Source organism: Frankia sp. Allo2 (assembly GCF_000733325.1).
Classification (GTDB): domain Bacteria; phylum Actinomycetota; class Actinomycetes; order Frankiales; family Frankiaceae; genus Frankia; species Frankia casuarinae.
In genome coordinates this window covers 33,244-54,644 of the sequence record NZ_JPHT01000017.1, presented here as the reverse complement: position 1 = coordinate 54,644, position 21,401 = coordinate 33,244, and the positions used below count along the sequence as shown (strand labels likewise).

Here is a 21,401-nt window from a genome sequence, read left to right as displayed (position 1 = left end):
GCCGATGCTGCGCGCCACCCTCAAGAGTCTGCTGGCCCGCAAGGTCCGGCTGGTGCTCTCCATGCTGGCGGTCGTCGCCGGGGNGAGCTTCGTGACCGGGACCCTGGTCCTGACCGACACCCTCAACCGGACGTTCGACACCCTCTTCGCCGNCATCAACAAGAACGTCAGCGTCGCCGTGCGCTCGGTCAACGCCATCGACCCGACGAGCGACGTCGGCCGCCCTCCGCTGCCGGCCTCGCTCGTCTCCACCGCCGCCGGAGTGGACGGGGTGCGGGTGGCGGTCGGCAAGGTCAACGGCCAGGCCGTCCTCGTCAACCCGGCCACCGGCAAGCCCTCGAACACCAACGGTGCGCCGGGGATCGGTATCAACTGGACCGGGGGTCAGCCCACCTCGGCGGAGGAGATCGCCGAGGGTCGCCCGCCCGGCCCCGGAGAGATCGTCGTCGACCGGGCGACCGCGAAGAAGCTCCATCTGTCGCTCGGGGCAAAGATCTCGGTGCAGACCAAGGGTCCGCCCGCGCGGTACACCCTGGTCGGCACCTTCCGGATCGGCGGTCAGGACAGTCTCGGGGGCGCCGCCGTCACCGCGTTCGACACCGCCACCGCCCAGCGGGTCCTGCTCGCGCCCGACCGGTTCAGCGCGATCCACCTGGCCGCCGGGCCCGGCCTGACCCAGGAGGAGCTGCGGGCCCGGGTCGCCGCCGCACTCCCACCGGGTGTCGAGGCGATCACCGGCAGGCAGTTGGCGGACGAGAGCGCCAGCGCTGTGCAGAACGCCGTCAGCGGCTTCTCCACCTTTCTGCTGATCTTCGCNGCCATCTCGGTCTTCGTTGGCGCCTTCATCATCTTCAACACCTTCACGATGCTCGTCGCCCAACGGGTGCGGGAGCTGGCCCTGCTGCGAGCAATCGGGGCGAGCAAACGTCAAGTCCAGGTGTCCCTGCAGGTCGAAGCGGCACTGGTCGGCTTCGCCGGGGCCACTGTCGGCCTGGTGTCCGGCGCGGGGCTCGCGCTGCTGCTGCGCGTCGCCGTCGGTGTGTTCGGCGTGGCGCTGCCCAGCGGTGCGCTGGTCTTCCGCCCCCGCACCGTCGTGATCGCCTACGCCGTCGGCGTGCTCATCACCGCCGCGGCGGCGTTCGTGCCGGCCCGCAAGGCCGCGTCGGTGCCACCGATCGCGGCGATGCGGGAGACCTACGTGCTGCCGACCCGCTCGCTGCGCTCCCGGGCGATCGCCGGGTCGGTGCTCACCGCGCTCGGCATCGTCCTGCTGATCCTCGGCACCGCCTCGGCGGGCAAGCCGGGAGCCACCGCCGTCGGGGTGGGCGCGGCGGGGATCTTCCTCGGCGTCGCCACCCTCTCACCGCTGCTGTCCGGACCGATCACCCGGGTCCTCGGCGCACCGTTGGCGAGGATGTTCGGGGCCACCGGCCGACTCGGCCGGGAGAACGCGATGCGCAACCCGCGCCGGACCGCCTCCACCGCCTCCGCGTTGATGATCGGACTCGCCCTGGTCAGCGCCTTCTCCGTGCTCGGACAGTCGATCAAGGAGTCGGTGCGGGAGACGGTGTCGAACAGCCTCGGTGCCGACTTCTACCTGACCCCGCAGAACTTCGGGCAGGGATTCAGCGGTGAGGTGGCTCGCGAGCTGGCCGGCAAGCCCGGCATCGAGATCGCCACGGGTCTTCGGGGCGGCCTGGTGAAGATCTCCGGGCAGAGCTCCCAGGTGCTGGCCGGCGACCCAGCGGGCCTGGTCAAGATGCTGGCCATCAAGGAGGTGACCGGTGACGTCCACGCCCTCGGCGACGGCACGATCCTGGCCGAGGACTCCACCGCCGCGGACCACCAGCTACGGGTGGGGCAGAAGGTCCCGGTCACCTTCGCCGACGGCCGCGCGGAGCTGACTCTGGTGGGCACGTACCAGAAGAGCCAGGTGGCCGGCAAGTGGATCATCTCCACGAGCGAGTTCGCCCGGCACTCCACCGATGACCTCGACCTGTTCGTCCTGGTGAAGAGGGCGAGCGGGGCGGACCCGGCGATGGTCCGGGCCGAGATCGCCACGGTGGTCAAGTCGTTCGCCACGGTGGAGGTCCGGGACCAGTCCGAGTTCGTCGCACAGCAGGAGAAGCAGGTCGACCAGCTGCTCGGGTTCATCTACGTGCTGCTGGCCCTGGCGGTCATCATCGCACTGTTCGGTATCGTCAACACCCTGGCGCTCTCGGTAATCGAACGGACCCGGGAGATCGGTCTGCTGCGTGCGGTCGGCATGACGCGGTCGCAGATGAGGCTGATGGTCATCCTTGAATCAGTGATCATCTCGGTCTTCGGAGCCGTGCTGGGCGTCGTCGTCGGGAGCATCTTCGGCTGGGCGCTGACGAAGGCGCTGGCCTCCCTGGGAATCAGCACGTTCGCCTACCCGGTACGGACGATCCTGCTCGTGGTCCTCACCGGGGCGATCCTCGGCGTGCTCGCCGCTGTCTTCCCCGCCCGGCGCGCCGCTCGCATGGACGTCCTGCGCGCCATCTCCGCCGTCTGACCCACCCAACCCCACACCCCCTCCGACGCCGTTCGGGGGACCTACGCCCGGTCTTCGCCCCCAAAACCGTGCCTTACTCCCCCAAGCTCGTATCCAGGGCGGCTGGGGCGAAGGGACGGGCTGAGGCGGGGGGTGGTGAGGGACTCCATAAGGTCCGGGGTGACGTCGTGCAGGCTCGCCAGGAGCGCCGCAAGCCCGGCGGGCACCGGCTCGCCGCGAGCCGCGACGCCCGAGGCCTCCAAGGCCCCCGAAGCCTCCAAGGCCCCCGAAGCGGTCAGGTCGAGCAGATCCGGCATGGACGGGATCATGATGGTCGCGCACCCGGCCGCCACCCCGGCGCGCGCTCCCGACGGGCTGTCCTCCAAGACGACGCAGCGAACCGGGTCGACGCCGAGCACCCGGGCGGCGGTCAGGTAGGGCTCCGGGTCCGGCTTGCGGCGAGTGACCTCATCGCCGGCGACCGTCACGGCGAAGAACTCGTCACCGACGACGTGCAGCACCGGCTCCATCAGGTCGCGGAAGGACGAGGAGACCAGCGNGGTNGGGACNCCCGCCGCTCGCAGCGCGACGAGCAGCTCCACCGCCCCGGGCTGCGGGACGATCGCACCGGGCTCGCGGAACAGCTCGGCGGAGCGGCGCAGCAGGAACTCCGCCGTCGGCGCCACGTCGGACGCCGGCAGGCCGAGCATCGACACCATGAGCGGCACGGCGGTGTCGATGCCGTGGCCGATCATGGCTCGTTTCATCGCCGGGGNGAACTCGCCGCCCAGCCGCGCCGCCGCCTCGTGCTCGGCGATGGTCCAAATCGGCTCGGTGTCAACGAGCAGGCCATCCATGTCNAANAAAACCGCCGCAAGGCTCCCCACGTCCACTCCTAGCTCAGGTAGCTCGGTAGCTCAGGGTCGTCCGGCCGCACGGTGCCCGGTTGACCGCACGGTGCCTACGTGGCCGCGAAGTACTTCGCCTCCGGGTGGCACAGGATGATCGCCGAGGTGGACTGCTCCGGCACGAGCTGGAACTCCTCGGCGCGCGACGGGCCGTCGCCGTCCTCGAAATTCACCGAGTCGAGGCAGAGGCTGGCCGCCTGCAACAGGGGGCCCATGGCGCCGTCGGCCACCAGCACACGCTCGGTCAGGACGGACACCAGATCACCGCGCACTGGCCAAGAGTACCGGGACGGGTTTCTCCTACCACCGGTACGGTTTACCCTCCCGTCCGGACGCCTCCGAGGATGTCGGCCACGGGCACGACGGTGATCACGGTACGGTGATCACAGCATGGTGATGATTGCGGGGTGGGAATGCCGGACGCGTCCCGGCGGGTTGCCCACGGCACGGTCGCGGGTGGCACGGTCGCGGGTGGCACGGTCGCGGATGGCACGGTCGGGGNGGCACAGCTGCGGGAACGGAGGCGTGACGTCGGACCGCGCGGGTGTGCTCGGCGCGGCGGTCCGCACAAACACGGGCTGGGGCACGCCGGTCCGGCGGCGGCCCTGGGCCGGGCCGTTCGCATTCCCGCGACGGCGGGTATCCGTTCAGAGCCGATACGGTGCAGCCACCGCATCGATCCGGAATGGATGTCCGATCCGCCCGGGTCTAGCGCCATCGAGAGACCGAGGAAAGGCGTTCCCACGAGAACATCGGCAGACTGGACCAGCGTAGGTTCCCCGTGGACGACCAGTGGTCGTCCGCGGGTCACCGGCTCACGGGCCATAAGGGNGGCTGACGTCACGCATGTCGGCTCTGGGCAGGAGTCGTCTCCGTGAGGACGTACCGTTGCACTGTCACGGGGGCAGTGGGCCGCCGCGGGGCGGCAGGAGGTGGTAGGTGATCGAGTTCTCCGGCGTCGGTCAACTACGGTCGCCGGTCGTAGTAGCCGCCTTCGAAGGGTGGAACGACGCGGCCGATGCCTCGTCCGCCGCCGTCGAGCATCTGGAGACCGCCTTCAAGGCCCGTGTCATCGGTGCTATCGACCCCGACGACTACTACGACTTCCAGGTGAACCGACCGACGGTGAGCGGGACCGACGGGGCCTCCCGGAAGATCTCGTGGCCGACCACCCGCCTGTCGGTGGCGCGGCCGCCGAAGTCCGAGACGGACCTGGTGCTGATCCGCGGGCTGGAACCGAACATGCGCTGGCGTGGGTTCACCGACGAGCTGATCGAGGCCGTCCACGCCCTCGGCAGCGACATGGTGATCTCCCTCGGGGCGCTGCTCGCTGACTCGCCGCACACCCGGCCGGTCCCGATCAGCGGAACCGCCGGGGACGCGGCAACGGCTGCCCGACTCGGGCTGGAGCCGTCCCGTTATGAGGGGCCGACCGGCATCGTCGGCGTCTTCGGGGAGGCATGCGCACGGGCCGAGCTCGCCTCGGTGTCGTTCTGGGCGGCGGTGCCGCACTACGTGGCTAACCCGCCCTGTCCCAAGGCGACCCTCGCGCTGCTGCGCCGAGTGGAGGACCTGCTGGACATCGAGATCCCGCTGGGTGACCTTCCCGAGCGGGCGAAGGCGTGGGAACGGCAGGTGGACGAGCTCGCCGCCGGGGACACCGAGGTCGCCGAGTACGTCCGTTCGCTGGAGTCACGCGAGCCCGAGACGGCGCTGCCCGAGGCCAGTGGGGACGCAATCGCCCGGGAGTTCGAACGGTACCTGCGCCGTCGCGGCCAGTAAAGGCCGGTAAGAGAGCCGGCCCGGTAGAAGAATCGGTAGAAGAAGGAAAGGGGGCGAGGGTACGCCCGGGCCGGGAGCCCAGGGCGCACCCCGCACCTCCACCGGGCCACCCTTCTCCTCGACGATCTCGCTACTCCTCGACGATCTCGGCGTCGATGATGTCCTCGTCGGCGCCACGGCGGAACGGCACGTTCGCCGAGTTCGTGACCGGTTCGCGCGGAGTGGGCGGGGTGTGGGATTCCGCGTCCGCGACGTCGGCCTGACGATGCCGGCCCGGGGAACGCCGCCCCGGGCCGGCGACGCGACCGGTCGCCCACGCGGTCTCGGAAAGATCCGACGCTCCCGCACCGCCCGCGGGGACCGCACCGCCCGCGGGAAAACCGGCAGGACCGGCTCCGCCCGGCGTCCCAGACGTGCCCGACGTCGTCGGCGCGGCCGCACCCGCCCGGGCCAGGTCGGTGACCGCCCGGTCCACCTCGTCGGAGGCCAGGACCCCCCGCAGGCGCAGCATCGCGCCGATGATCTCACCCTGCTGGTGACGCAGCGCCTCGAGCGAGGCGGTGCACCGGGCGATCTCCACCTCCAGCTCGGCATGCCGCTCCCGGGCGAGCCGGCGGCTCTCCTCCACGGCGTCGAGGAGGAGCTTCTCGGCCTGTTCCCGAGCCTCCCGCACGATCGGGTGGTTCGCCCCGGCGTCCTCGATCACCTCTTCCAGCGCCGCCTCCGCGATCTGGCGGGCGCCCGTGACGATCTCCTCGGCCTCCTGCTGGGCGATGGTCAGCATCTGGCCGATCCGACCGCCGGCCTGCGCGGCCAGGCCCTCGACGCCCATGTTCGCGCTGCGGGCCCGCTCGTGCTTCAGGGCGCTTTCGGCCGCGGCCGCGCGCGAGGTCACCTGGCTGGCGTAACGCCACAGCGTGGCCAGGTAGTCGTCGACCTGATGAGGGTCGTAGCCATGCGCGACCTCGTCGAAGGCGGGCCGTTCGGTCGCTGCCCCGGGATCCACCCGGCGATGGTGAGCTCCCATCCTCAGCTCCCTCTGGGTCTGACGGGTTCAAGGTCTACGCCCAGCAGTGTGTCAACGAGGCGCCGCACGAGTGCGGGCGCCTCCCCCCAGGCGGGCACGTCACCGCCAGAACCGCGAACCGGACCCCCCTGATGGGTGGGATCCGGGCCCGCACCGGCGGAGCCGCCCGCATCAGCGAGCGCGGCGCCGACCCAGGCGTCCACCGCGGCGACGGCACCCGGGGCGTCGAGGTCGTCGGCGAGCCGCTCACGCACGGCGGCGAGCAGTCCCATGGCGTCAGGCCCGGTGGGCAGGGCGACGGCGGCCCGCCACCGGTTCATCCGGTCCACGGCGTCGTCGAGCAGGCCCGGCGTCCACTCCCAGTCCTCGGTGTGCCGATGATCGAGCAGGGCCAGCCGCAGGGCCGCCGGATCCACCCCGGCCCGGCGCAGCCGGGAGACGAACTCCAGGTTGCCCCGCGACTTCGACATCTTGTGGCCGTCGAGGCTCACCATCGCGGTGTGCACGTAGCTGCGGGCGAACGGCCGGATGCCGGCGGCGACCTCGGCGTGCGCCGCGCTGCACTCGTGGTGCGGAAAGCTCAGGTCGGTTCCGCCNCCCTGGATGTCGATGACCCCGCCGAGATAGTGGCGGGCGATNGNNNNGCACTCGATGTGCCAGCCGGGCCGGCCGGGGCCGAACGGCGAGGGCCAGGACGGCTCGCCGGGGCGGTGGGCGCGCCACAGCAGCGGATCGAGGGGGTCCTTCTTGCCGGTCCGGCGCGGGTCACCCCCGCGCTCGGCGCAGATCGCCAGCATCTCGGCCCGGCTGAGATGCGAGATCTCCCCGAAGGCGGGTGCGGTGGCGATCGAGAAGTACAGGTCGTCGTCGACCTGGTAGGCCGCGCCCCGGTCGACGAGCTCCACCACCATGTCGACGATCATCGGGATGGCCTCGACCACCCCGACGTAGGCGTCCGGCGCCAACATCCGCAGCGCGGTCATGTCCTCGCGGAACAGGTCGATCTCCCGGTCGGNGAGGGCCCGCCAGTCCAGCCCGTCACGGGTGGCTCGCTCAAGCAACGGGTCATCGACATCCGTTACGTTCTGTACATAGTGGACGTGATGCCCGGCGTCTCGCAGCACACGCTGCGCGAGGTCGTAGGTGAGGTAGGTGAAGGCATGCCCCAGATGCGTCGCATCATAGGGCGTGATGCCACACACATACAGCCTTGCGGTGACGGCCGGCGCCAACTCGCGTACGCTCGACGTGGCCGTATCGAAGATCCTCAGTGGCTTCCCGTGACCGGGAAGAGAACGTATCGGAGGAGATGGCCACGCCTGCATGCGTGTCAGAGTAACCGCGAACCGACTCTCCGGCGGGCACAAGGAGAGTAACCGCAGCGTAGCCGACAGCATCCCAAGCCGATCCACCTCGGGTCACCGACGGTGACATCCCATGTTCTCCCGCACCTGTATCCGCACCGGTGACCCGCCCAGAACCGGAACCCGCTCAGAACCGGAACCCGCTCAGAACGGCGGCCAGGGGATCGCCGGCCAGTCCCCCGAGGGCAACGGGAACCGGCCCTCGGCCAGAAGCCCGTCGACCCGCACGGTGAGGGCGTCGACCTCGGTGACCGTGAGCAGCTCCTCGAGCCGGTCCCGGAAGGGGCCCGCGAGCGCCTCACGCAGGTCGTCGAGCAAGGCGGTCTCCTCGGCGTCGAGCCGCCTTCCCCGCCAGGTCCACAGCAGGGTGCGCAGCTTGCCGTCCGTGTGGAAGGTCACACCGTGATCGATGCCGTGAATCCGGCCGGAGGGCGCCGGCAGCAGGTGCCCACCCTTGCGGTCGGCGTTGTTGATGACGACGTCGAACAGGGCGATCCGGCGCAGCTGGGAGTCGTCGGACCGGGTCAGCGCCACCAGGTCCACGGTGACGTCGGTGTCGATCCACAGCTGCACCATGCCCTCGCCGAACGGGCCGTCACGCAGAATGGTGGGCGGGACGATGCCAAGCCCGAGCTGCTCGGAGACCTCGTAGGCGGCCAGCTCGCGGGCGGCGAGGGTGCCGTCCGGGAAGTCCCACAGGGCGCGTTCGCCGCGGACCGGCTTGTAGACGCAGCGGCCGGTCACCCCGTCGGCGCAGATGTCGCAGCAGAGCGTCGTGTTGCTCGCGTCGACCAGCCGGGCGGTGATCTCGAGGTCACCGCGGCGAAGGAGGTCGAGGGCGGCGGGGGCGTCGAGGCCACCCCCGTCGATCGGATGCAGTGGCGGTCGCCACCCCNGAGNGGAACTCGCCGCGGAGACGCCCATCACCTCAGTCTGTCCGGTCCGGCAGGGTGATGTCACCGGACCGGACGGTGAGCGACATCTCTCCCACACCGTCCGGCCTACCGGACCACACCGCTATCACGAACCGCACCGCTACCACGAACCGCACCGCTACCACGAACCGCACCGCTACCACGAACCGCGCACCCGCGGCGGGCGGGCCCGGCGCCCCTCGCCGGCCGCATCAACGCAGATGACCGTTCTGGCGCGGGCAGACGTGACCGTCGTCCAACGGCTGCCCGCACAACGGGCAGGAGGGCCGGCCCGCGGCCAGGACCCGCGCCGCGCGCTGCACGAACGAGCGCGCCTGCTCGGACCCCAGCAGGACCCGGACGGCGTCCGGCCCGTCGGGATCGTCGGAGAATCCGACGATCGAGTCGGCCAGGCCCGTCGCCTGCGCCTCGATGACGACCCGTCCGCCACGCGGATCCCAGCCGAGCGCGATCGTCGCGGCCTGGAACTCCTCGTCGATCGGCAGATCGAGCGGGGACAGGTCGGGGTCGGCCGGGGCGGGCTCGGGCGGCGGCGTCGCGCCGCGGCGGCCCAACTCGTCGAGCAGCTCGGTCAGCTGTTCGGCAAGCAATGCGACCTGTGCCTTCTCCACCGCGACGGTGACGACCCGCGCCCCGTCGCGGGCCTGCAGGTAGAACGATCGGGCGCCGGGAAGGCCTACGGTGCCCACAACGAACCGCTGCGGCGGGTCGAAGACGTGTATCCGGCGCGGCATGCCCGATCAGCCCGTTCCNCCNCCGGCGCTGGGACGGAAACCGCCGGCACCGCCACCGATCACCTCGTCCACGTCGAGCCCGCTGGACCCCGGCGACTCCGGCGGCTCCGGCGACTTCCGGGACCCGGGAGACGACGCCGCGGCGTCGGCGGCCCCGGCGGAGCCCTCTGCCCGGGGTAGCGGCGGTGGGAGGAGCTCGACGACGTCCCCGCCGGTGTCGTTGATGCGCCGGACGAAGGGGCGGCGCTCGTTGTAGCGGATCACGGTCAGGGAACAGGGATCGACGGTGATCCGGTGGTACATGTCCAGATGCATGCCCAGGGCGTCGGCGACCACCGTGCGGATCACGTCGCCGTGCGAGCACAGCAACCAGGTGGCGTCCGGGCCCAGCCGCTCGTTCCACTCCCGCACGGCGCTCACCCCACGGGCCTGCGTGTCCCGTAGTGCCTCACCCTCGGGACCGGGGAAGACGACCGCGCTGGGATGGCTCTGCACCACCGCCCAGAGCGGATCCTTCGCCAGGGTCGCCAGTTCCTGCCCGGTCCAGTCACCGTACCGGCACTCACCGAGCCGCTCGTCGATCTCGACCTGCCGCGGACCGCCCGGGCTGGCCTCGCTGACCGGACGGCGTCCGGCGATCGCCGCGGCCGTCTGGCGGCAGCGGTCGAGCGGGCTGCTGACGATCGCCGCCAGCGGGATGTCCGCGAGGCGTCGCGCCAGGTCCGACGCCTGGCGGCGGCCACGGTCGTCCAACCCCACGCCGGGCGTCCAACCAAGCAGGATCTTGCCGGTCACGGCGGTCAGGCCGTGGCGGACCAGCAGGACTGTGGTCAACCGGTCCGTCCCTTCTGTTGCTGACGCTCACTGTCTCCGCCGGGCCGGACGCACGGGTGGGCCCGGACGCACGGGTGGGCCCGGACGCGCATCGGTCGGAACACGCGACATCGCCTTCCTACAGCCATGCCGCCACAGCGCCGTCCCGGATACCACGCTACCCAGCGGGCTACAACAGCGGCGGAACGGTTCGTCGTTACGCTTCCCGGCATGCCGGACGAGTACACGACCGCTTCCACCACGGAGCCCGACGCGGTCGGCCCGCAGGCACGAGCGGACCCGCAGCCAGCGGACCCCGAGGAGGTCTTCGCCGCGTTCTGCGGGGCGGGGCTGTGGCCGGGGCTGGGCCGCACGACGGCCGGCCGGCTGCCCGCGGCCGGGATCACCCGGCCCGACCACGTCGACGTCGGCCGGTTGGGCACCGTCGAGGGGGTCACCGGGCCGCGGGCCCGGCGGCTCGCCGACAGCTTCCGCGCCGTGGCGGGCACGTACGCGGTCGTCGAACTGCTCGTCGCCGCGGATCTTCCGGCCCGGCTCGCGCGCGGGGTGACCGACCTGCTGGGACCCGCGTCCGCCGACCTCCTGCGGGCCGATCCGTGGATGCTGCTGACCGCCGCCGACACCGAGATCGCCCAGGCCGACCGGTTCGCCCGCCGCCGCGGTCTGCAGCGCGACNATCCGCGCCGGGGCCCGGCGGTACTCACCCATCTGCTCGGCCGGGCCGCCTCCCGGGCCGGGGACACCGCGGGCCCCGTGCAGGCGGTGCTGCGTGCCGCCGCGCGCGAGGGGGTGGCCGATCCGAGCGCGGCGCTGACCGTGGCGCTCGACGACGGGCGGATCATCACCGTCGGCGACCGGATCGCGCTGGAGCGGTACGCGATGGCCGAGCAGTCCGTCGCGGACGGCATCGAACGGCTGACGGCGACCGCCGAGCCGCTGCGCGCGGGCGCCCCCAGAGCCCGCCGCCGACCCGATGACGGGCCTGGGTACGACGGGCCTGGGTACGACGGGTTGGGATCCGTCGACGACGACGATCCGGNGGGGNGGGCCGTGTCCGCATGGGCCGCCACCNCCCCNCCNCCTACGGCGCTGACGTTCGACGACGACAAGGATGACGACAAGGACGGGGGGGACGAGAGCCCCCTCGGCGCCGATGGCACCGAGGGGGACACGAACCGGGACGCCGCCGCGGCGGGCCGCGGCGGACCCGCAAACGACGGCGGACCGGCAAACGACGAGGTGGTGACCGGGCTGGACGAGCTCCAGCTCGCGGCGGCGCGCGCCGCGCTGGAGTCCGGCGTCAGTGTGCTCACCGGTGGGCCGGGAACGGGCAAGAGCCGCACGGTCGCGGCCGTCGTACGACTGGCCTGGGCGGCCGAGGCGGTCGTCGCACTGGCCGCGCCGACCGGACGGGCTGCCAAACGCCTCGAGGAGCTGTGCGGGGCGCCGGCGAGCACCCTGCACCGGCTGTTGCAGGCCCAGGGGCGCGGCAGCGGGTTCGCGCGCGGCGAGCACAACCCGATCGACGCCGACCTCGTCGTCGTCGACGAGGCGTCGATGCTCGACGCGGAGCTCGCCGCCGCGCTGCTCGACGCCTGCGCGGACGGCACGCACCTGATGTTCGTCGGGGACCCGGCCCAGCTGCCGAGCATCGGACCGGGGCAGATCCTCGCCGACCTGCTCGAGTCCGGTGAGGTCCCGGTGACCGAGCTGCGGCGGCTGTACCGACAGGCTGACGGCGGCGCCATCGCGACGATGGCCGCCGCGGTACGCGGCGGGGAGCTGCCGCCGCCGGGGCCTGGCCGGGAGGTCGTGGTGGTGCCGTCCGGCAGCTCCGGCGAGGCTGCGCATCGCACCGTCCAGCTCGTCACCAACTCCATCCCCCGCGCGCTCGGCATTCCCGTCGCGGACATCCAGGTCGTGACCCCGGTGCACGCCGGTCCGGCAGGCACCACGGCGCTCAACACCGCGTTGAAGGGCACGCTGAACCCGGGCGGCGGCGCCGTCTCCGGGTTCGACATCGGGGACCGTGTGGTGGCCACGGCGAACCATATCGACGTCGGGTTCGCCAACGGCGAAATCGGCACCGTCGTCGCGCTGGGCGAACGCGGTGCGCTGCGGGTCGCGTTTCCCGGCGGCGTCGTCGAGGTGCCCGCCGGTGTCCTCGGTGATCTGCGGCACGGCTGGGCGGTGACGGTGCACCGCGCGCAGGGCAGCGAGTGGCCCGCCGTCGTCGCCGNGTTCCCGCCGGAGGCCGGCCGGATGCTCACCCGTCCGCTGATCTACACGGCGCTGACCCGGGCGCAGGCCCACCTGTCGATTGTGGCCGTGAACGGCCCGGCCATCCGCAACGCCGTGCGGAGCTCGGGCGGACGGCGCCGCACGACGCTGCTCCCGGCTCTGCTCGCCGGGCAGACCGCCGGCGGCTTCGACGATCCCGACGAAGATCCCGACGAAGATCCCGACGGGGGGCCGGACGGCAGGCCCGATGGCGGATCCGACGCGCGGCGGGCGGGCGGCGCGACCGCTGGGGAGGCAGCCCGCGTACGGGACGGCGACGAACGGATGACAGTCTGAAGTGTCGGGGCGTACATCCCCGCCAGCAGGCGACTGCGGCCACCCGGCGGAAGGCGGTTCTCTGACAGGAGGCAAGATCGTGGCAGACGAGGGGGCATGGTGAACGTAGACGCATCCGGGAGTCCAACCGTCGGCCAGGACACCGGATCCGGGCCGGCGGTGCTCTCGGGTCCCCGCCGCCCCCAGGCGCCGGTGGACGTGACCGCGACCGCGGTCGTGGCCACAGCCGCGAACAGCGCCACAGCCGCGAACAGCGCCACAGCCGCGAACAGCGCCACAGCCGATGTCACGACCGGGACGGTCATCACGCCCGGGACCGCGCGCACGACCACCGCCGTGGCGCGGATCGCGGCGGCCAGCCCGCAGCTGCTGGTAGTCGCTGTCATACTCGCCGTTGCCGCCGGCGCGCTGATGCGGTTCGCCACCCCCAGCCATCTGTGGCTCGACGAGTCGTTGACGGTCGCCATCGCCTCGCGCCCCGTCCCACAGCTGCTCGACGCGCTGCGGCACGACGGCTCACCGCCGCTGTACTACCTGCTGCTGCACGCCTGGATCGCGGTGTTCGGCGACGGGGACGTCGCCGTCCGGGCGTTGTCCGGGGTGCTGTCGCTGGCGACGCTGCCGGCGGCGTGGCTGGCCGGACGGCGGGTGGGCCGGACGGCCTTCCAGGCCGGCAACGGTGGCCGCGACGCCGACGCCTGGGTGGGCTTGGCGACCCTGCTGATGTTCGCCTGCTCTCCCTACGCGATCCGCTACGGCAGCGAGACGCGGATGTACTCGCTGGTCGTCCTGTTGGTGCTGGTGTTCGGGCTCGCGACCGTGCGGGCGCTGGAACGCTCCGAGCCGGCACGGCTGGCGATGCTGACGCTGGCGACCGCCGCCCTCGTCTACACCCACTACTGGACGTTCCTGCTGATCTTCACCGTGGCGGCGTTCATGCTGCTACAGGCCCGGCGGCGACCCCAGTACCGGCAGGTGACCCTGCGGGCCTTCGCCGCGATGGCGGCTTCCGCCGTGCTGTTCGCGCCGTGGATGCCGTCGTTCCTGTTCCAGATGCTGCACACCGGAACGCCCTGGGCGCCCAAGGTGCAGGCCCAGGTGCTGCTGGACACGGTCTTCGACTGGGCCGGCCCGACCTCCACCGGTGCGCTGCTCGGCATCGTGCTGCTCGGGGGCGCGCTCATCGGCCTGACCGCGCGTCCGGACGGGCGGGAGCTCGCGGTCAAGGTCTCCGGCCGGGTGCCGGGCCGTTACCTGGCCGCGATCTGGCTGGTCCCCCTCGTCCTGGCCTACTGCGTGAACATGTTCGGCGGCAGCGCATATGCCGAGCGCTACACCGGCATCGCCCTGCCGGCCTGCCTGCTGCTCGCCTCGCTCGGCATCGCCCAACTGCCGGGCCGGCGGGTGCGGGCCGGGGNACTGATCGTCGCCTCGCTCAGCGGCCTGCTCGGCGGGTGGCAGCTCGCCCGGACCGAACGCACCCAGGCCGGGGAGATCGCGGGCCGGATCGTCGCGCTGGCCCGGCCGGGAGACGTGGTCGCCTACTGCCCGGACCAGCTCGGCCCGGCCGTGCACCGGGCAATCGAACGGCACGGCGAAGTCACGGTACGGGAGATCGTGTACGCGGACAGTTCCGGCCCGGCGCTCGTCGACTGGGTCGACTACGCCGACCGGATGAAACGGGCGAACGGCACCAGCTTCGCGGCCGAGGTCAACGAACTGGCCGGCCCCGGCCACGCCGTGCTGCTCGTCCGCGCGGACGGTTACCGGTTCCTGGAGGGCGCCTGCGCCGTGCTGTCCGACCAACTCGCCACGCTGCGCGACCGCACCGTGCAGGTCGAGCGGCGCAACCTGTACGAGGGCGCGTCGCTGGAACGGTTCTCCACGCTGCGCTGACCGCCCGCGCGGGCGGGGTCGTCAACGGCGCGGGCGGGGTCGTCGACGGCGAGGGCCGCGACGGCCAGCACGAGCAGACCCATCGGCAACGTGTAGTGGTTGAAGAAGGTCTGCTTGTTCATCAGGTTCAGGGTGAGCAGGACCAACGCCGCCCCCAGGCAGAACCCGGTGGCGTCCCCGCGAGCCCGCCAGGCCGCCGTGTAGGCACCGAGGAGGGCGACCGCGGTCGAGCCGAATCCGAGCGTGACCCCGAAATGCGACGCCAGGCCCGGCAGGGACAGCGAGTGGGCGAGCACCTCGTAGTGGAGGTTCGTCCAGACCGCGTCGTCGAGAAAGTCCCGGGGACCGGCCAGCACCCAGGGGGCAACGAGGAGCGCCGCCGCGGCCGCGGCCGAGGCCGTCCGGCGGGGCCCGAACGCGGGGTAGCCCGCCGCCAGGGGGATCAGCAGCGCGACGTGCTGTTTGGTCGCCAGGGCGAGCGCGAACGTGACGACCGCCACCCGTCCCCGCCCGCTCGTCGACGCCCACACCGTCGCCGCCAGGCACGCCACGAGCAACGGCTCGGTCCAGGACTGCTGCAGGGCGTACATCGACTCGGGGAACACGACGACCAGCAACGGCAGCGCGGCCACCGCCGGCGCCGCGGGTGCCCGTCCCGCGACCGCGCGGATCAGGACCGCCGCCACCGCCAGGGCCAGCAGCAGGCCGTAACGGACGTCACCGAGCAGAAGCCGGAAGGGAGCCAGGAGCACGGACGTGACCGGTAGATAGGGGTAGACGTCGAACAGGCCGTCGACCGGGTACTCGGCCCGGCTCGGCGCCCATTGCTGCCGGTACATGTCGGCCCCGTGCGGCAGGCCGGCCGCGGAGACCTGGAGCAGGTGGAAGACGTCGATGCGGGGCGTCGGCGCGGCGCGGATCGTAGCGACGCCCGCCGCACAGGCCAAGGCCAGGACCNGCCAGAACACCCACGGAGAGGCGAGCACATCGAGCCGGCCCCGGCCCCGGTGGTGCTCCCGGCCGATCCGACGCCCCCGGCCGACGTGGTGCAGCATGACCATGATCGACCCGGCGGCGAGCAGGCCCGCGAGGATCGCGAGCACGTCCGCCGCCGTGGCGAACCGGCCGGCGGCGTAGTAGCGGGGACGGCGCACGAGCGGCGCGACGCCGATCACGACCGCCACGAGCAGCCACGCCCCGAACCACCCGCGCGGGCGCACGGCCACGGCGGTGCCGGCGGTGCTGCTGGTGCCGGCGGTGCTGCTGGTGCCGGCGGTGCTGCTGGTGCCGGCGGTGGCCACGACCGCCAGGACCACCGCCGCGAAACCTACCAGGACACTCGACAGCGCCCAGGCGCCGTACCGACCGTCCTTGGCCGCGATGCCACCGGCCACCGCGCACCAACCGACCAGAATCGCCGGCATCACCCGCCCCGGAGGAACCGGCCCGTCCGGGGGAGGCGAGGTCTGCGGTGCCCGTTGGCCGGGTATCGACAATCCCATGTGCGCACGATGCCAGAGCCCCACCCGATCAGGCGGCGCGGAGGCGCGTTATGGGAATAGGGCGGACGTATAACGGATCATCGCATCGTGTCGGGGCGAGGGGGTGCGGACAGGTCGAGGGGGTGCGGACGGGTCTCCGCTCGCGCCATGCAACACTTGCGACCCAGGACCGGTCCCAGGGGCCCGGCGTCCCGGTGGCGCGATGCCCGGTGTCCGTCCACCCGAGTGACCATGAGTGTGTGTTGAGGAGAGGTCCGGCACAGTGACCGAAAAGCCAGAGGTAGTCGTCATCGGAGCCGGACCGGCAGGTCTGACCGCCGGTTGGGAGCTGGTGAAACGGGACGTCCCCGTGACGATTATCGAGGGTGACTCGGTCGTCGGCGGAATCAGCCGTACGGCCCAGCGTGAAGGTTGGCGTTTCGACATCGGCGGCCACCGCTTCTTCACCAAGGTTCCCGAGGTCGAAAAGCTCTGGCACGAAATCCTGCCGGACGAGGACTTCCTGCTGCGCCCCCGATCGAGCCGCATCTACTACAACGGGAAGTTCTTCGACTACCCACTCAAGGCGGGAAACGCGCTCGGCGGGCTTGGCCTGGTCGAGGCGGCGCGCTGCATCGCCTCCTACGCCGCGGCCCGGATCCGGCCGCCGCAGGACCAGAGCAACTACGAGAACTGGCTGGTGGCCCGTTTCGGCTGGCGGCTCTACCGCACCTTCTTCAAGACCTACACCGAGAAACTGTGGGGCGTTCCGGTGAGCGAGATGCCCTCGGACTGGGCCGCGCAGCGCATCAAGAGCCTGTCCATGATGAACGCGATCGTGAACGCGGTCCTACCGAAGCGGAACCAGAAGGAGATCACCTCCCTCATCGAGGAGTTCCAGTACCCCAAGTACGGGCCCGGAATGATGTGGGAGACCGCCACCGACAAGATCATTAAGCAGGGTGGCCGGGTGGTCTTCGAGGAGAAGGTCCGCAAGATCCACCATGCCGACGGCCGCGCGACCGGCGTCACCACGACCGTGACCGGCGGGTACGGCCCAGGGGCCGGCGCCCCGGAGTCCTCGCGCTCCGACCTCGGCAGCGAGTACCAGTACCAGGCCGACGAGATCATCTCGTCGATGTCGTTCTCCTCCCTCGTCCGGGTGATGGACCCGCCGGCACCGGCCCACGTGCTGGCCGCGGCGAACGCGCTGAAGTACCGCGACTTCCTCACCATCGCCCTCGTGGTGCCGGCCTCGGCCGCTTTCCCGGACAACTGGATCTACATCCACTCCCCCACCGTCAAGGTCGGCCGGATCCAGAACTTCGCCTCCTGGTCGCCATTCCTGGTCAAGGACGGGCGTACCTGCCTCGGCCTGGAGTACTTCGTCTTCGAGGGTGACGAGACCTGGAACGCCTCCGATGAGGAACTGGTCGCGCTCGGGACGAAAGAACTCGTCGAGCTGGGTCTGATCAGGGCCCAGCAGGTGGAAGAGGGTTTCGTCGTACGCATGCCGAAGGCATATCCATACTACGACCTACACTACAAGAAGAACGTCGATATCATCCGCGCCTGGCTGGCCGAGAACACGCCGAACGTCCACCCGGTCGGCCGTAACGGCATGCACCGTTACAACAATCAGGACCACTCGATGCTCACCGCGATGCTCACGGTCCAGAACATCATCGACGGCACCAAGCACGATGTGTGGGAGGTCAACGTCGAGGAGGATTACCACGAGGAGGTTTCGTCGCCGGCCCGGGGCATCGCCCGGTCCTGACGGAGGATTCGTCCGGAGCACGGATTCATCCGGGACGGGTTCGTCCGGGGCACGGGTTCGACGGACGCCGCCACAATGTCAGGCGCGTTGTCGGGCAGGTTGTCGGGCAGGTTGTCGGGCGCGTTTCACCGTCGGCGCCCGCTCCACTTCCGGGGCCGGCCGGCATGGCCGGGGACGTACCCGGTATTACCGGGTACGGATCGGATGGGTGATGGGACGGGCCGCGTCCCATCACCCATCCGGAACATCATCGAGGCGTAGGGGCGCGCCACGCGAGACTGGTACCGGATGCGGCCCTGCCCGGCCGGCCGATCGTCTACCGGCCGGCCCGTCGCAGTCCGGTCAATGTGGACGGAAGGGACTGACCGTGACGGATGTCGCGGTCCGGCCGGCGGAGCAGATCCCCGAGCCGGTCGACCAGGTCGGGAACGCATCCGGCCGTGCGGGACGGATCTTCACCGCGGTGATGGGAGTGCTCCTCGCCGTCTCGGTGATCGTGCGGTTCACCGCCAGCCAGGCACTCTGGCTGGACGAGGCGCAGAGCGTCGCCATCGCCCGCCTGCCCCTGCGTGGGTCGGCCTTCACGATGTGGGACGGCCTGCTACGGGACGGCTCACCGCCGTTGTACTACCTGGTGCTCCACGGCTGGATCAAAGCGTTCGGCGAGGGCACCTTCGCGGTCCGCTCCCTGTCCGCGCTGATCAACATCGGTGCGGCGTGGCCGCTGTTCCTGCTCGCCCGCCGCGTGGTCGGCGAGCGGGCGGCGCGGGTCAGCGTCGTGCTGTACCTCACGTCGCCGTTCGCGTTGTACTTCGGGACCGAGACCCGGATGTACAGCCTCATCGTGTTGCTCACCGCGTTGGGTGGACTGGCGTTGGAGCGCGTCCTGCGGGCACCGTCGATCAGATCGACGATCGCCCTGGCGCTCTGCGCGGGAGGCCTGGCGCTGACCCATTACTGGTGCCTCTACCTGCTGCTCACGGTCGGAACGTGGCTGGTCCTGCTGCTGGTGGCCCGTCCGTGGTGGGTCGCGCGCCAGATCCGGCGCGGGGCGGGCGCGGCGGACCCGGCGGGTGTGCCGGGCGGCATGACCGCCTCGGCGAACGATCCGGGCCCGACAGGTGTACCCGGATACCGTTCCGCCCCGGGAAGCCCGGGAAGCCCGGGAAGCCGGGGCCGGGGCGCCCCCCACAGTCACCGGACACCGACCCGTTTCCTCACCCCGCAGCGGCGGGGGCCGGTCTTCGGGCTGCTCGGCATCGTCGGTGGCGGGCTGGTCTTCGCCCCGTGGCTGCCCGACTTCTTCGACCAGCTTGCCCACACCGGCACCCCCTGGGGCGAGCCCGCCAGCTATGCCGCGATCTCCCACGCCTACGGCCAGTGGGCCGGCGGCCCGACGACCCTGGGTCGCCTGTTGCTGTTCCTGATCACCGGTCTCGCCGCCGCCGGCATCGCCGGCCGGCCCGCGGGTAGCCGGTTCATCCTTCTCGATCTGCGTGGTCTCGAACCGGGTCGGACCCTGTTCCTGCTGGCCACCGGCACACTCGTCGTCGCGGTGACGGCGGGCAAGGTGGTCGGCAACGCCTGGGCCGACCGGTACACCGCCACCGCCTTCGTGCCGTTCCTGCTGGTCATCGGGCTCGGCGCGACGATCATCACCGATCGGCGGGNGTTCCATGGAGNGGNCGCCGTCGCCGCCCTGACCGGTCTGCTCGCCGGGACCTCCGACATCCACCGGGAGCGGAGCCAGGCCACCGAGGCCGCGCAGGTCCTCGAGCGGACCGCCCGGCCCGGTGATGTGATGCTGGTCTGCCCGGACCAGCTCGGACCGGGCCTCGCCCGTACCGTGCCGAACTGGATGAAGGTGTACGTCGTGCCGACCTACGCACCGCCGGATCGGGTCGACTGGGTCGACTACGAGCAGCGCAACGAATCGGCCAACGGGGTCGCGATCGCCCGGCGCGCCCTCGCCGAGGCCGGTCCGGAACACACCGTCTTTCTCGCCGGTTCCGGGTCATACCGCACCTACGAGGAGCTGTGCACGGTGGTGCGCACCACCCTGCAGGAGGCCCGGCCACTCGCGGACGAGGTCATGAAGCAGGGTCTGCCGGCCAAGGTCTACGAGAACTACGCGCTGCTGCGGTTCCGGGCCTCTTGACCGCGACCGAGGCCCTGCCGGATGATCATCGGGTAGGTGGCGGCATGGGCGGCCGGCATGCGGCCACCCGCTGGGAGGACCGCTGGCAACTGCGCGAGGTCGTGCTCGCCTGGCTCGCGGCCCGGCTGGCGGTCGGTGCGGCCCTGGCGCTGACCAGGTACATCGCCGACAACGCCCGCGGGCAGCAGGGCGCGCAGCTGAGCACCACCGACCTGCTCGGTTGGGACGCCGGGTGGTACAAGACGATTGCCGAGGTCGGGTACAGCGGCGCTGGGGCCGAGAGCCGCCGGTTCTTTCCCCTGCTGCCGCTGCTCGTGCGGGGGTTGTCGAAGCTGCCGGGAGCCGACGCCCACGTCGGCGTCGTGCTCCTGGTCGTGGTCAACGTGTGCGCGTTGGTCTTCGCGCTGCTGCTGGTGGGGCTCGCCCGGTTCGAGGGGTTCGCCCCGGAGGCGACCACCCGGCTCATCTGGCTCGCCGCGCTGGCTCCACCCGCCTTCGTCCTGGTCATGGGGTACGCCGAGGCACTCGCCGGGCTGCTGGCCGTGGCGGTGTTCCTCGGTGCCCGCAGCGGGCGCTGGGAACTGGCGGCCGTGGCCGGCCTGCTCGGCGGCCTGTGTCGCCCCCTCGGTCTGATCCTCGCGGTGCCGGTGCTTCTCGAGGCGGCCCGGGGGCTGCCTTGGCCGCTCGTCCGCCGGCTCGGCCCCGGCCCCGGCCCTGGCACGCCGGCCACCACGCCTACGGCTGGAACGCTCACCGCCCGCGACGGGCTGCGTCGACTACTCGCCGTGCTCGCCCCGGTGGCCGGCGCCGGCATCTACCTGCTGTGGTCGGCGCACTCCTACGGTGACGGGCTGGCGCCGTTCACGCTGCAGCGCGACGCGGCACGTCACGGCAGCAGCTCGAACCCGCTGGCGGTGCTGTGGGACGCGGCGCGGGGCGCCTTCTCCGGCGAGCTGGGCACGGCGCTGCACGTGCCGTGGCTGCTCCTGGCGCTCGTGGGGCTGGTGGTCATGGCGCGCCGGCTGCCAGTGTCNTACCCGGTGTGGAGCGCCCTGGTCCTGGCTGCCGTGCTGACCGGCAGCAACCTGGACTCCGCCGAGCGGTACGTCTACGGGGCGTTCCCGTTCCTGCTGGTCGCCGCGCTCGTCACCGCCCGGCGGGAGATCTTCACCTTCACGCTCGCCGCCACCACGGCCGCGATGACCCTCTACGCGACGCTGGCCTTCACCCTCTCCTACGTGCCCTGACCACCGGCCGTGCCCTGACCACCGGCCGCGCGTCGGTGGATGGCGCGCTGGGCCCGCATCATCTCGCGAGCGCTTCCAGAAGCCCTTCCAGAAGATGGCGATACGGTTAACGTAGAGGGGGACCGCACGATGATCGGTCGCCATCCCACGCCACACCACACCA

14 protein-coding genes are annotated in these 21,401 nt (G+C 71.7%); 7 read left to right on the top strand and 7 right to left on the bottom strand.

All coding sequences use genetic code 11. From position 1 onward, the window contains the following. Positions 1 to 4 precede the first annotated feature (4 nt). Positions 5 to 2,536 (top strand): ABC transporter permease, encoded by a 2,532-nt coding sequence (locus tag ALLO2_RS13215; protein WP_035732400.1) that lies wholly within the window; start codon positions 5 to 7, stop codon positions 2,534 to 2,536. A gap of 41 nt (positions 2,537 to 2,577) precedes the next feature. Here ALLO2_RS13215 and ALLO2_RS13210 read toward each other — a convergent pair whose 3' ends face one another. Both ALLO2_RS13210 and ALLO2_RS13205 read right to left on the bottom strand, forming a co-directional pair. Next, positions 2,578 to 3,372: an HAD family hydrolase gene (locus ALLO2_RS13210; protein WP_369808154.1), complete on the bottom strand. Its 795-nt coding sequence runs from the start codon at positions 3,370 to 3,372 to the stop codon at positions 2,578 to 2,580. A 104-nt stretch (positions 3,373 to 3,476) separates the two neighbouring features. Beyond that, positions 3,477 to 3,695, bottom strand: a complete 219-nt coding sequence (locus ALLO2_RS13205; protein WP_023841065.1) for a hypothetical protein — start codon at positions 3,693 to 3,695, stop codon at positions 3,477 to 3,479. Between the two features lie 667 nt (positions 3,696 to 4,362). On the opposite strand from ALLO2_RS13205, the gene ALLO2_RS13195 reads away from it, so the two are divergent. Beyond that, positions 4,363 to 5,205 carry a PAC2 family protein gene (locus tag ALLO2_RS13195; RefSeq protein WP_011437037.1) on the top strand — a complete coding sequence of 281 codons (843 nt, stop codon included), beginning with the start codon at positions 4,363 to 4,365 and terminating at the stop codon, positions 5,203 to 5,205. 130 nt (positions 5,206 to 5,335) lie between these two features. Here ALLO2_RS13195 and ALLO2_RS13190 read toward each other — a convergent pair whose 3' ends face one another. From ALLO2_RS13190 to ALLO2_RS13170, 5 genes are all read right to left on the bottom strand, one after another. After that, a complete protein-coding gene (locus tag ALLO2_RS13190; protein WP_011437038.1) occupies positions 5,336 to 6,232 on the bottom strand; it encodes a DivIVA domain-containing protein in 897 nt (298 codons plus the stop codon). Between the two features lie 2 nt (positions 6,233 to 6,234). Continuing rightward, on the bottom strand, positions 6,235 to 7,557 hold the full coding sequence (gene mshC / locus ALLO2_RS13185) for a cysteine--1-D-myo-inosityl 2-amino-2-deoxy-alpha-D-glucopyranoside ligase (RefSeq protein WP_035732398.1): 1,323 nt from the start codon (positions 7,555 to 7,557) through the stop codon (positions 6,235 to 6,237). Positions 7,558 to 7,740: 183 nt separating this feature from the next. Next, positions 7,741 to 8,520, bottom strand: a complete 780-nt coding sequence (locus ALLO2_RS13180) for an SCO1664 family protein (protein ID WP_035732445.1) — start codon at positions 8,518 to 8,520, stop codon at positions 7,741 to 7,743. 202 nt (positions 8,521 to 8,722) lie between these two features. Then, positions 8,723 to 9,265, bottom strand: a complete 543-nt coding sequence (locus tag ALLO2_RS13175; RefSeq protein ID WP_023841062.1) for a DUF3090 domain-containing protein — start codon at positions 9,263 to 9,265, stop codon at positions 8,723 to 8,725. Positions 9,266 to 9,271: 6 nt separating this feature from the next. Beyond that, a complete protein-coding gene (locus ALLO2_RS13170; protein WP_011437042.1) occupies positions 9,272 to 10,099 on the bottom strand; it encodes a histidine phosphatase family protein in 828 nt (275 codons plus the stop codon). A gap of 210 nt (positions 10,100 to 10,309) precedes the next feature. Here ALLO2_RS13170 and ALLO2_RS13165 point away from each other — a divergent pair, with 210 nt between their 5' ends. From ALLO2_RS13165 to ALLO2_RS13145, 5 genes are all read left to right on the top strand, one after another. Further along, positions 10,310 to 12,676 carry an AAA family ATPase gene (locus ALLO2_RS13165; RefSeq protein WP_051875198.1) on the top strand — a complete coding sequence of 789 codons (2,367 nt, stop codon included), beginning with the start codon at positions 10,310 to 10,312 and terminating at the stop codon, positions 12,674 to 12,676. A 99-nt stretch (positions 12,677 to 12,775) separates the two neighbouring features. Then, entirely contained in the window at positions 12,776 to 14,572 is a 1,797-nt protein-coding gene (locus ALLO2_RS13160; protein WP_035732443.1) for a glycosyltransferase family 39 protein, read from the top strand. Between the two features lie 1,764 nt (positions 14,573 to 16,336). Next, the gene (locus ALLO2_RS13155; protein WP_011437046.1) at positions 16,337 to 17,833 is read left to right on the top strand and encodes an NAD(P)/FAD-dependent oxidoreductase; all 1,497 of its coding nucleotides are present in this window, start codon (positions 16,337 to 16,339) and stop codon (positions 17,831 to 17,833) included. Positions 17,834 to 18,200: 367 nt separating this feature from the next. Continuing rightward, complete coding sequence (locus ALLO2_RS13150) at positions 18,201 to 19,991, top strand: glycosyltransferase family 39 protein (RefSeq protein ID WP_035732396.1); 1,791 nt, start codon at positions 18,201 to 18,203, stop codon at positions 19,989 to 19,991. Continuing rightward, entirely contained in the window at positions 19,988 to 21,238 is a 1,251-nt protein-coding gene (locus tag ALLO2_RS13145) for a hypothetical protein (RefSeq protein ID WP_175443435.1), read from the top strand. Before ALLO2_RS13150 ends, ALLO2_RS13145 begins: the two co-directional genes overlap by 4 nt. Positions 21,239 to 21,401: the final 163 nt, after the last annotated feature.

Excerpts from the sequence above, each read along its gene's own strand:
- ALLO2_RS13190 (WP_011437038.1), bottom strand. The coding sequence starts at position 6,232 with ATGGGAGCTCACCATCGCCGGGTGGATCCCGGGGCAGCGACCGAACGG.
- ALLO2_RS13175 (WP_023841062.1), bottom strand. The coding sequence starts at position 9,265 with ATGCCGCGCCGGATACACGTCTTCGACCCGCCGCAGCGGTTCGTTGTG.